Source organism: Sphingomonas nostoxanthinifaciens, assembly GCF_019930585.1.
Taxonomy (GTDB): domain Bacteria; phylum Pseudomonadota; class Alphaproteobacteria; order Sphingomonadales; family Sphingomonadaceae; genus Sphingomonas_I; species Sphingomonas_I nostoxanthinifaciens.
This window is the reverse complement of record NZ_CP082839.1, coordinates 351137-362795: the sequence shown is the minus strand read 5'-3', so window position 1 is coordinate 362795 and position 11659 is coordinate 351137. Positions and strand designations below refer to the sequence as shown.

At 69.6% G+C, this 11659-nt stretch carries 11 protein-coding genes; 3 read left to right on the top strand and 8 right to left on the bottom strand.

Features of this window, described 5'->3' with window-relative positions:
• Entirely contained in the window at window positions 1-135 is a 135-nt protein-coding gene (locus K8P63_RS01710; RefSeq protein WP_223798163.1) for an aa3-type cytochrome c oxidase subunit IV, read from the bottom strand.
• 269 nt (window positions 136-404) lie between these two features.
• Between K8P63_RS01710 and K8P63_RS01705 the strand changes: the two genes are divergently transcribed.
• Both K8P63_RS01705 and folP read left to right on the top strand, forming a co-directional pair.
• Window positions 405-1520 carry a site-specific DNA-methyltransferase gene (locus tag K8P63_RS01705; RefSeq protein ID WP_398288241.1) on the top strand — a complete coding sequence of 372 codons (1116 nt, stop codon included), beginning with the start codon at window positions 405-407 and terminating at the stop codon, window positions 1518-1520.
• Window positions 1521-1647: 127 nt separating this feature from the next.
• Window positions 1648-2739, top strand: coding sequence for a dihydropteroate synthase (gene folP, locus K8P63_RS01700; RefSeq protein ID WP_223798162.1), 1092 nt, complete (start codon window positions 1648-1650; stop codon window positions 2737-2739).
• Here folP and K8P63_RS01695 read toward each other — a convergent pair.
• Window positions 2653-3354, bottom strand: coding sequence for a ribonuclease HII (locus tag K8P63_RS01695; RefSeq protein WP_223798161.1), 702 nt, complete (start codon window positions 3352-3354; stop codon window positions 2653-2655). The two genes, folP and K8P63_RS01695, sit on opposite strands and share 87 nt — an antisense overlap.
• Window positions 3355-3434: 80 nt before the next feature.
• Window positions 3435-4079 (bottom strand): guanylate kinase, encoded by a 645-nt coding sequence (gene gmk / locus K8P63_RS01690; protein ID WP_223798160.1) that lies wholly within the window; start codon window positions 4077-4079, stop codon window positions 3435-3437.
• Window positions 4080-4143: 64 nt separating this feature from the next.
• Between gmk and K8P63_RS01685 the strand changes: the two genes are divergently transcribed.
• Window positions 4144-5451 carry a metal-dependent hydrolase family protein gene (locus tag K8P63_RS01685; RefSeq protein WP_223798159.1) on the top strand — a complete coding sequence of 436 codons (1308 nt, stop codon included), beginning with the start codon at window positions 4144-4146 and terminating at the stop codon, window positions 5449-5451.
• 127 nt (window positions 5452-5578) lie between these two features.
• Here the strand turns inward: K8P63_RS01685 and K8P63_RS01680 are convergent, their stop codons facing one another.
• The 5 genes from K8P63_RS01680 to ftsA form a co-directional block, all read right to left on the bottom strand.
• Complete coding sequence (locus K8P63_RS01680) at window positions 5579-5779, bottom strand: hypothetical protein (RefSeq protein ID WP_223798158.1); 201 nt, start codon at window positions 5777-5779, stop codon at window positions 5579-5581.
• Window positions 5780-5864: 85 nt separating this feature from the next.
• Window positions 5865-7253, bottom strand: coding sequence for a class II fumarate hydratase (fumC, locus tag K8P63_RS01675; RefSeq protein ID WP_223798157.1), 1389 nt, complete (start codon window positions 7251-7253; stop codon window positions 5865-5867).
• Between the two features lie 40 nt (window positions 7254-7293).
• Window positions 7294-8637, bottom strand: coding sequence for an SPOR domain-containing protein (locus tag K8P63_RS01670; protein ID WP_223798156.1), 1344 nt, complete (start codon window positions 8635-8637; stop codon window positions 7294-7296).
• 181 nt (window positions 8638-8818) lie between these two features.
• Window positions 8819-10267, bottom strand: coding sequence for a cell division protein FtsZ (gene ftsZ / locus K8P63_RS01665; protein WP_223798155.1), 1449 nt, complete (start codon window positions 10265-10267; stop codon window positions 8819-8821).
• A gap of 137 nt (window positions 10268-10404) precedes the next feature.
• A complete protein-coding gene (gene ftsA, locus K8P63_RS01660) occupies window positions 10405-11652 on the bottom strand; it encodes a cell division protein FtsA (RefSeq protein WP_223798154.1) in 1248 nt (415 codons plus the stop codon).
• Window positions 11653-11659: the final 7 nt, after the last annotated feature.

Sequence of the window (11659 nt, the reverse complement as noted above, 5' to 3'; positions counted from 1 at the left end):
TCAGCGGGAGATGATGAGGACGACGATCGCGGCAATCGCGAAGCAGGCGATCGCGCCATATTTGAACAGGCCGATGAAGCGGGCATAGGTCTGCTCGTGCGCGGGCAGGTCGATCTTGGCGCCGGTTTCGGCCATGCGTGGCATCCCATCCTGTTTGCGCGAGCCTAACGCCGGCGGCGCGCGCCCTCAAGCGGCGATCCGCGCGGGCGCGAGTCTTTCGCGCAACACCGCAATCACTTGGGTCGCCGCATGCGCACCTCCACGACATGCTGCGCCGTCGCCGCCGACGGTCGCGCCGCCCGCACGGCCTGCCCCACAAAGGCGATCCCGTTCAGGGGCTTGACCGCGCGCCCGGTTGGACTCATCCAAGCGCGAGTTATCCACAGGGGGTGGCCGTGGGGGTCGTGCGCGCATTACGAAAAGCTGGCGACGCGCGTCCCGCGCTGGCGCTGCTGCCGCTCGATTCGATCCTGGTGGGCGATTGCGTGGCGCAGATGGCGGCGCTGCCCGACAAGTGCATCGACATGATCTTCGCCGATCCGCCCTACAATCTCCAGCTCGGCGGCGACCTCCACCGGCCCGAAGGCGGCAAGGTCGATGCGGTGATGGACCTGTGGGACCGGTTCGACAGCTTCGAAGCTTATGATCGCTTCACCCGCGCCTGGCTGAAGGAGGCGCGTCGCATCCTGAAGGATGACGGCACATTGTGGGTGATCGGCAGCTACCACAACATCTTCCGCGTCGGCGCGGCGCTGCAGGACGAGGGCTTCTGGATCCTCAACGATATCGTCTGGCGCAAGGCGAACCCGATGCCCAATTTCAAGGGCACGCGCTTCACCAACGCGCACGAGACGCTGATCTGGTGCGCGAAGGGCGAGAAGGCGCGCTACACCTTCAACTATCGCGCGATGAAGGGCCTGAACGACGACGTGCAGATGCGCTCCGACTGGACGCTGCCGATCTGCGGCGGCGCCGAGCGACTGAAGAATGATGACGGGCACAAGACCCACCCGACGCAGAAGCCCGAAAGCCTGCTCTACCGCGTGCTGCTGGCGGCGACGCGGCCGGGCGACATCGTGCTCGATCCCTTCTTCGGCACGGGCACGACCGGCGCGGTGGCGCGGCGGCTGCGGCGGCGCTGGATCGGGATCGAACGCGAGCCGGTCTATATCGCGGCGGCGCGCGAGCGCATCGCCTCGACCCTGCCGCTCGACGAGAGCCTGATGGAGGGCGTGCCCGAGCGCGGTGCCGCGCCGCGTGTCGCCTTCGGCCTGCTGGTCGAGAGCGGCATGGTCGCCCCCGGCACGGTCCTGACCGATGCCAAGCGCCGCTGGCGGGCGGAAGTGAAGGCCGACGGCACGCTCGCCTGCGACGGGCGCGGCGGATCGATCCACAAGCTCGGCGCGCTGCTGCAGGAGGCGCCGTCGTGCAACGGCTGGACCTTCTGGCATTATGACGAGGCAGGCTCGCTGGTGGCGATCGACGCGCTCCGCCAGCGCCATCTGGCGGCGCTGGTCTAGCCCTCCCTGCCCCCTCCCTTCCGTCATCCTTGCGAAAGCTGCGATCTCCCTCGGGACGCGCATCCCCCGCCGCACGCGATGCCAGCTTTCGCTGGCATGACGGGATGAGAGCAGGAATAGCGGCGCGATGACCCGCGCTTTTCTCCGCCCCACCGCCTTCGTCGATGCCCCGTTCGGCCATGACGGGCAGGTGCTGCGCCTTGCCGGGGGGTTGGTGTGGTTCTCGGCGGTCGAACTGATCGTCGTCGCGGATGGCCGTCGCATCCGACAGGAGCTGGTGCCGGTCGAGCGGCTGGACGCCGCGCTGGCGACGCTGGGCGCCGCCGAGGCCGCGGCACGCGCCACGCTCGCATGCCTGACCGCGCCGCGCGCGCCATTGGTGCTGGGCGCGCGCACCGTTCCGCTCGATCAGCCGCAGGCGATGGCGATCCTCAACGTCACCCCCGACAGCTTCTCCGACGGCGGCGCGCATGCCGGCGATCCCGCTGGCGCGGCCGAGGCGGGGATGCGCATGCTGGAGGCGGGCGCCGCGATGCTCGACATTGGCGGCGAATCGACGCGGCCGGGCGCCGCGACCGTATGGGAGGGCGACGAGATTGCGCGCGTCGCGCCGGTGATCGAGCGGCTCGCTCGTGCCGGGGCGGCGATATCGATCGACACGCGCAAGGCGGCGGTGATGGCGGCGGCGCTGGATGCCGGCGCGGGGCTCGTCAACGACGTGTCGGCGCTCACCTACGATCCGCAGGCGCTTGGCCTAGTCGCGGCGCGGCGCTGCCCGGTCGTGCTGATGCATTACCAAGGTGCGCCCGCGACGATGCAGCGCGACCCCCATTATCGCGACGTGCTGATCGAGGTCTACGACTGGCTCGCCGAGCGGATCGCTGCGTGCGAGGCGGCGGGGATCGCGCGGGCGAACATCCTGGTCGATCCCGGCATCGGCTTCGGCAAGACGCTGCGCCACAATCTTGCGTTGTTGAACGGCCTGTCGCTGTTTCACGGGCTGGGCTGCCCGATCGTGCTGGGCGCCAGCCGCAAGCGGACGATCGGTGCCCTCTCCAACGAGGCGCCGGTCGAGCAGAGGCTAAGCGGGTCGATCGCGCTGGCGCTCGCGGGCGCCGCGCAGGGCGTGCAATTACTCCGCGTGCACGACGCGTTCGAGACCGTCCAGGCACTCCGCGTCTGGCGCGGCCTGCGCGACGAGGCGCTCGCCCCCGCCTGACAGGATCGCGAACAGGTCACCGAACGAGCGGCGGTGATGCCGCGTATGGCCATGATCCATGATCGCGCGACGGTGGACCGCGGTGCCGTAGCCCGCATTGCTGTCCCAACGATAATGGACGTGGCGTTCGCCGAGCCGCGTCATCAACCGGTCGCGCAGCACCTTCGCCATGATCGAGGCGGCGGCGATCTGCGGCACGGTCGCGTCGCCCTTCACCACCGCGCTCGCGTCGCCCGTCAAGCCGCGCGGCACGTCGATGCCGTCGATCCGCACCGGCGCGTCGAGCGTCAGCCGCACCACCGCCTGCTGCATCGCCTGCAGCGTGGCGTTGCGGATATTGTAGACGTCGATGTAGCGCGCCGAGCGCGCCGCGAACGACACGCGCGCGCAGGCTGCGATCGCGGGATACAGCGCCTCGCGCTCGGCCCGATCGATCCTTTTGCTGTCGTCCAGCCTGCCGAGCAGCCCCTTGGGCAAGGCGCAGGGATCGAACCACACCGCGCACACCACCACCGGCCCGCACAGCGCGCCGCGGCCGACCTCGTCGCAGCCGATCACGGGCGGGAACAGGGAGGCGCGCTTGCGGGCGAAGGGGCGGGTGACGGGCTTGGCCACCAAATCATCATGCCAGCCGCCCGCCGCGGCGTCACGCCGATGCGCGCGGCTTATCCACAGGGAATTGGAGGATGCGCGCGTCAGCTTTCCGCGGGCGGGGTCACCAGCTTGCGCGCGAAGCCGATCAGCCCGGTCTGGCGCGAGCGACGCAGGCGCTCGGCGTTGAGGACGGTCAGCACCTGCGCGAAGCAGCCCTGTACGTCGTCGTTGACGACGACATAGTCATAGCCGTCCCAGTGGCTGATCTCGGAGGCGGCGCGCGCCATGCGGGCCTCGATCACCGCCTGATCGTCGGTGCCGCGCATCGCCAACCGCCGGCCAAGCTCCTCGACCGAGGGCGGCAGGATGAACACCCGCACCACGTCCGCACCCGATTGCTGGTAGAGCTGCTGCGCGCCCTGCCAGTCGATGTCGAACAACACGTCGCGGCCCGCCGCCAGCATGTCGTTCACCGGCGCCTTGGGCGTCCCGTAGCGATGGTCGAAGACGTGCGCCCACTCCATCAGCTCGCCCGCCTCGACCATCGCCTTGAAGCGCGGCACGTCGACGAAATGATAGTCGCGCCCGTCGACCTCGCCCGGGCGCATCGGCCGGGTGGTGACCGAGACCGACATCGAGATGTCCGAATCATTCTCCAGCAGCAGCCGCGCGATCGTCGACTTGCCGGCCCCCGAGGGCGAGGACAGGACGAACAGGACGCCGCGACGGGCAAGGCCGGAATGCATACGCGCTCTTGGCTTTACCGTGCGCCCGCGTCAACGTGGCGGATCAGCGGGGGAAGGGGACCATATGGGCGCGGGAAAATTCCTGGCGACGGCGGCGTTGCTGGCTTTGAGCGCGGGCGGCGCGATGGCGAGGGACGTGGTGGTGCATGCCGGCCGGCTGATCGACGGCACCGGCGCCGCGCCACGCTCGCAGGTCTCGATCCTGATCCACGACGATCGGGTGACGGCGGTGCAGCCGGGTTTCGTCACGCCGGCTGGCGCCGAGGTGGTCGATCTCAGCCAGGCGACCGTGCTGCCCGGGCTGATCGACGCCCACGTTCACATCCTGCAGACCTTCCATCCCGGCGATCCGATCCGCAACGCGGTCACGCGGACGAGCTACGACGAGCTGATCGACGGGGTGAACGATGCGCGCGCGACATTGCTCGCGGGCTTCACCGCTGCGCGCGACGTCGGCGATGACACCGAAGCGACGGTGGCACTGCGCAAGGGCATCGACGCCGGCGCGATCCCCGGCCCGCGCCTGTGGCTGGCAGGCATGCCGCTCAGCCCCACCGGCGGCCACGGCGACGGCGCCAACGGCCTCGATCCCGAGCTGGAACACCCCGCCTGGACGGAGAATATCGTCGACAGCCCCGAAGCGGCGCGGCGCGCGGTGCGCAAGTGGCGGCGCGAGGGGGCGGACCTCATCAAGATCCTGCCGTCGGGCGGCGTGATGTCGATCGGCGACGATCCCAAGTTGCAGCTGATGGCGGACGACGAGATCAAGGCGGTGGTCGATACCGCCCATGCGCTCGGCATGAAAGTGGCGGCGCACGCGCATGGCAAGCTCGCGATCGACCATGCGATCGTGCTCGGCGTCGATTCGATCGAGCATGGCAGCTTCGCCGACGCCGAAAGCTACAAGCTGTTCAAGGCGCACGGCACCTATCTCGTGCCGACGATGCTGGTCGGCGAAAAAGTCTACGAGCGCGCCAAGACCCACCCCGAGCAGCTCAACCCCTCGACCGTCGAAAAGGCGCTGAGCGTGGTGCCGGTGATGCAGCGCAACCTGCACGATGCGCACGCCGCCGGCGTGAAGATCGCGTTCGGCACCGACGTGTTCGGCATCGCCCAGCATGGCGAGAATGCGAAGGAGTTCGCGCTGATGGTCGCGGCCGGGCTGTCGCCGATGGAGGCGATCATGGCGGCGACGCACAATGCCGCCGACCTGATCGGCGCGAGCGCGGATATCGGCTCGGTCCAGCCGGGGCGCTATGCCGACCTGATCGCGGTCGCCGGCGACCCGCTGAAGGACGTGCGCGCGCTGGAGACGGTCGATTTCGTGATGAAGGGGGGCAAGGTCGTCAAGGCCGGCGGCAAGCCGCTGTAGCGCAGCGCCGGCCTCGCCCTTTCCGTCACCCCGGACATGATCCGGGGTCCAGCTTCTCCCGTGAGCGACGGGCAAATGAAGCGGGATGCCGGATCAAGTCCGGCATGACGGGTGGGGATAATGGGAACTATGCCGCGATCGCGCCGTCCTTGCGGCGATCATACGCCTTCTTGGCGGCGTAGGCCCCACCGAGCGCGAGCCCGATCGGCCCGAGGCGGCGCATCAGGCCGACCGCCATCGCGCCGACGACCGCGCCCTTGAGGCCGCTTTGCTGGCGGCGCTTCTCGACTTCCGCACCGACCAAAGCGCCGATTACCTTACCGATCATCATGCTGCTCCCGTAATGGATTCCACGTCGGAACAGCGCGCGAGCGGGCCGCGCGTTCCTCGACTGGTCGCGTGGGAACGAGGGATCAGCGCCCCAGCATCGCCTCCGGCTGCACCACGCGATCGAACGTCGCCTCGTCAACCAGCTCCAGCGCGAGTCCCGCTTCCTTCAGCGTCAGGCCGTGATGATGTGCGTGCTTGGCGATCTTCGCAGCATTGTCGTAGCCGATCTCGGGTGCGAGCGCGGTGACGAGCATCAGCGAGCGATCGAGCAGGCTCGCGATGCGCTCGCGGTCCGCCTCCAGCCCGTCGACGCAATTGGCGGCGAACGTCTCCATCGCGGTGGCGAGCAGGTCGATCGAGCGCAGCACGCCGGCGCCGATCAGCGGCTTGAACACGTTGAGCTCGAGATGCCCCTGCAGCCCGCCGACGGTGATCGCGACATGGTTGCCGATCACCTGCCCCGCGACCATCGTCAGCATCTCGCACTGGGTCGGGTTGACCTTGCCGGGCATGATCGAGCTGCCCGGCTCGTTCTCGGGCAGCTTGAGCTCGCCAAGGCCGCAGCGCGGGCCCGAGCCGAGCAGGCGGATGTCGTTGCCGATCTTGGTGAGCGACACCGCCAGCGCGTTGAGCGTGCCCGATAGGTGGACGAGCGGATCGTTCGACGCGAGCGCCTCGAAATGGTTCTCGGCCGGGTGGAACGGGTGGCTGGTGATGTCGCGCAACGCCGCGCAGAAATCCTCGGCAAAGCCCTTCGGCGCGTTGAGCCCGGTGCCGACCGCGGTGCCACCCTGCGCCAGCCGATCGGTGCCATGCTCGATCGCCGGCTCGATCCGCCGCTTCGCGCGATAGAGCTGGTTGGCATAGCCCGAAAATTCCTGCCCCAGCGTCAGCGGGGTCGCATCCTGCAGATGGGTGCGGCCGATCTTGACGATGTCGTCCCATGCCCGCGCTTTGTCGGCGAGCGCGCTTTGCAGCCGGTCGAGCGCAGGCAGCAGGCGGCGCGTCACCGCCAGCGACGCGGCGATGTGCAATGCGGTGGGGAAGCTGTCGTTCGAGGACTGGCCGCGATTGACGTCGTCATTGGGGTGGACCGGCGCCTTGCCGCCGCGCGTGCCGGCCAGCGCCTCGTTGGCGTGGCCGGCGATCACCTCGTTGACGTTCATGTTCGATTGCGTGCCACTGCCAGTCTGCCAGATCACCAGCGGGAAGTGGTCGTCCAGCGTGCCGGCCACCACCGCCTGCGCCGCCGCCTCGATCGCATCGGCCTTGGCGGCGTCGAGCCCATGCGCGCGGTTCACTCGCGCCGCTGCCTGCTTCACCAATGCGAGTGCGTGGACGATCTCGATCGGCATTCGCTCGCGCGCGCCGAACGGGAAGTTCTGGATCGAACGCTGCGTCTGCGCGCCCCAATAAGCGTCGGCGGGAACCTCGATCGGGCCGAAGCTGTCGGTTTCGGTGCGGGTGGTCATCAACTGCTCCTCGAGTCCCCTGCCCCCCCGCGCCATAGCCTCAGCCGCCGATATGCTCCACCGCATCGCCGGCGTTGGTCTCGACGCGGAACGTCGCGAAGCCGTCCTTGCGCGCATCGCTCACCCAATCCTGCGCCGCGTCGGACGAGGCGAAGGGGCCGATCAGCAGGCGGTTGGTGTAGCGATAATGCAGCGTCCACGGCGAACGGCCGGCGAGCAGCTTCGGCCACTTGTCCTTGAGCTTGCTCCACGCGCGGCCGAGGTCGCGCTTGTTGGCGCCGCCCGCGACCTGCACCCAGTGGCGCGCGGGATTCTTCTTCTCGGCGAGCTTCTGCGCCGCTTCGGCCTGCGCCTTCTGCCTGGCGCGCGCTTCAGCCTGCCGCTCGGCGCGGGTCGGTTGATGCGGCGGGGGCGCGCTCGGTTGCGGCGCGGGGGCAGGTGTCGGGGCCGGGGCCGACGGTGCCTCCGCCAGGACCGGGGCGGGACTGGTCAGCACGCCGCGGTCGAGCGGGAGCTTCGGCGCCGCGGCGACCGCGCCAGTACGCTGCGGCGGCGGCGCGCCCTCGCCGGGGAAGCGGCCGAGATGGATCGCCGCAGCCTTGTCCGCCGGCTTCAGCGCCGCCAGCCGCGAAAGGTAGGGGGTCAGCGCGTCCACCTGATCCTTCGGCATCACCAGAGCGGCGCCGGTGACGGCGGCGGCGCTGTCGCCGGTCAGCGCGAACACGAAGGCGCGCGCGCGCCACGCCGGCACGTCCTGCTGGCGCAGCAGCGGATCGAGCGTCGTCATGGCCGCCGCCTGTTCGCCGGCGATCGCCTGGCTGAGCGCGAGCCGGCGGATGCTCTCGCGATCGTTCGGGTTAGTCTGGATGGCGAGCTGATAATCCTCCTGCGCGCGCTTCGACGATCCGCGCAGATCGTAGGCGAGGCCGCGATCGGACGCGATCTGCGCCGCCGGCACGCCCGCCGTCACGGCATCGCGGAACAGGCGCAGCGCATTACGGGCGTCGCCCTTCTGCAGCTCGACGCGCGCCAGCCCGGCCTTGACCTGGCCATTGCGCGGATCGAGCGCCTCGGCGCGCGCATAAAAGCCGGTCGCGGCGTTGATGTCGCCCACGCCCAGCGCCGCACCGCCCGCCCCCGCCAAGGCCTCGACATTATCGGGCGTGGCCGCCAGCACCCGCAAATAGCGCGACAATGCCTCGGCGGAGTCACCGCGCGCCGCCGCCGCGCGCGCCAGCGACAGCGCATCGGGCGCCGCCGGCAGCGGCTGCGTCATCGGCTGGTCGACATCGTCCTGCGGCGGAGCCGGCGGCTGTTGGGCGGCGAGCGCGAACGGAGCTGCCAGCAGCAGCGCCACGGAACGGATCAGGATATAAGGTGACACGGGCCGTCCATGGCCGAGCCGGCGCCGCGCGCAAGCGGGTGCCGGACTGCGCGCGCCGAGCCGTGACGAAGCGTCGATGAACGCGCCCGGCCTGCACGGCCCGTCCCGCTCATGCGGGCTGTCACCCCTGCCGCTGGCCGGGGTGACGGAGCGTAGGCGAGAGCCGCGCCGCGCCGCGTTCTTACTGGTTGTTCTGACGATTGAGGAAGCGCGGGATGTCGAGGGGGTCGCGCGCGGCCTCCTCGTCGCCTTCCTCTTCGGCACCCAGCTTCGACGAACCGCGCGCCATGCTCGACATGCGCTCGAACAGCGTGCCCCCATCGCGCGCCGGCTTGCCACCGCGTGCAGCGGGCGCCGCCGCCGGGGCCGGCGTTTCGGCGTCGTCGGTCAGCCAGCGGCGCGGGCCGGTGCGGCGCTCGGCGGCAGGCTCGAATGCGGCGATCTGCTCGTGCTCGGCCGGTGCGGCGGTGACGGGCACGCTCGGCTCGCCCAGCACCAGTTCGTCCTCGTCCGCCGAGCTGTCGACGGCGGACGTCTCGCTCGTCACGGGCGGCAGCGGCGCGGGTGTGGCCGGCGCCGGCGTCTCGCTGCCCGGCACGCGCGCCTCGGTGCGGCTGCGCGGCGGGAAGGTGAACGGCTTGGCGGGCTCAGGCGCGGTGTTCGCCTCCGCCTCGATCCCGGTCGCGACGACCGAGACGCGAATCTTGCCTTCCAGCTCGTTGTTGAAGGCCGAGCCCCAGATGATGTTGGCGTCGGGATCGACCAGATCCTTGATATGGTTGGCCGCCTCGTCCACCTCGAGCAGGCGCATGTCCTCGCCACCGGTGATCGAGACGATCACGCCCTTGGCACCCTTCATGCTGACGCCGTCGAGCAAGGGGTTGGCGATCGCCTTCTCGGCCGCCTCGATCGCGCGATTGTCGCCCGATGCCTCGCCCGTGCCCATCATCGCCTTGCCCATCTCGCTCATCACCGAGCGGACGTCGGCGAAGTCGAGATTGATGAGGCCGGGCATGACCATCAGATCGGTGATGCCGCGCACGCCCTGCTGCAGCACCTGATCCGCCATCTGGAACGCCTCCTTGAAGGTGGTGTTCGGGTTGGCGATCAGGAACAGATTCTGGTTGGGGATGACGATCAGCGTGTCGACATGCTTCTGCAGCTCGGCGATGCCCGCATCGGCCGCCTTCATGCGGCGATTGCCCTCGAAGCTGAACGGCTTGGTCACGACGCCGACCGTCAGGATGCCCTTGTCACGCGCCGCCTTGGCGATGACCGGCGCCGCGCCGGTGCCGGTGCCGCCGCCCATGCCGGCGGCGATGAAGCACATGTGCGCGCCTTCGAGCACCTTCTCGACCTGCTCGAGCGTCTCTTCCGCCGCCGCGCGACCGATTTCGGGCCGCGAGCCGGCGCCGAGGCCCTGCGTGATCTTGATGCCGAGCTGAATGCGGCTTTCGGCCGGCGAGGCGTTGAGCGCCTGCGCATCGGTGTTGGCGACGAGGAAATCGACCCCCTGCACCTCCGACGCGATCATGTTGGCGATGGCGTTGCCGCCCGCACCACCCACGCCGATCACGCTGATCCGCGGCTTAAGCTCGTCGACCTCCGGCCGCATGAATTCGATCGCCATGAAAAACGCCCTTCTATCCAGTGAGGCACTCAACGCGCCGATCAGCTTAAAAGTGAATCTGCCAGACCCGATTCCGCGGGGCGAGCAATTTTTGTCGTTAACGCGCTTTTTCCACAGCCAAAATGCGAAGGGCGGCCCTAATAGCTGGTCTTCACCGCCGAAAGCAGCCGCTGGACGAGCCCTTGCGGCGTGAGCTTGGTCACGAGTTGCGGCGTTATGGTCTGGCGCAGATCGATCGGATCGGACGCGGCGAACAGGACGAGCCCGGCCAACGTCGCGAACCCCATGCCCGAATGCGCCTCCGGCACGCCGATCAAGCCCTTCGGCCGGCCGACGCGCACGGCGCGCCCCAGCACGCTCTGCGCATAATCGGCGATACCCTTCAGCTCGGCACCGCCTCCCGTCAACACCAGCCGGCGCGCGATCGGGCCGGTGAAGCCGAGCGCCTTCAGCGCCTTCTCGATCTCGGCGAACCAATGCTCCAGCCGGGTGCGGATGACGCCGATCAGCTGGGCGCGGCTCACGCGCAGCGGCTCGGCGCCGTCGGCCTCGCCCGAAACCTCGATCATCTCATGATTGTCGCGGGGGGACGTCTGCGCGCTCCCGTGGAAGCATTTCAGCCGCTCGGCCTGCGCGCGGCGCGTGCCGAAGGCCGACGCGATGTCGTCGGTGATTTCGCCCGCGCCGATCGGCAGCGAGGCGAGCCCCACCAGCAGCCCGCCGGCGAACAGCGAGACGTTGGTGACGCCCGCGCCGAGCTCGACCAGGGCCACGCCCAGCTCGCGTTCCTCCTCGGTCAGGCACGCCATCGCGGTGGCGATCGGCGAGGCGACGATCGACTTCACCGCCAGATGCGCCGAGCGCACCGCGAAATCGAGGTTGCGGACCGGCGCCGGATCGGCGGAGACGACGTGGATGTCGACGCCGAGCTTCTCGGCATGCAGCCCGATCGGGTTGCGCACGCCCTTCAGGCCATCGAGCGTGTAGAGCGTCGGCTGGGCGTGCAGCACCATCCGCCCCTCGGGGTCGATCGAGCGGCGCCCCGCCTCCAGCAGATCGTCGACGTCGGGCTGGCCGATACGCTGCCCTTCGAGCGCGACCTCGACCGAGGCTACGTCCGAATAGAGGCCGCCGGCCGAGAAGCTGACCCACACCTCCTCGATATTGGTGCGCGCGATGCGCTCGGCCTGCTCGACCGCCTCGCGCACCGCATGTTCGGTCCGCTCCATGTCGGCGACGAGGCCGTGCTTCACGCCGCGGCTCTCGCGCTGGCCGGTGCCGAGCACCTGCAGCCCGCCCTCGGTCGGCTGTGCGATCAGCGCCGCCACCTTCGACGAGCCGATGTCGACCGCGGTGATGAGCCCTTCATTGCGTGCCTGCGCCATCGCTCTG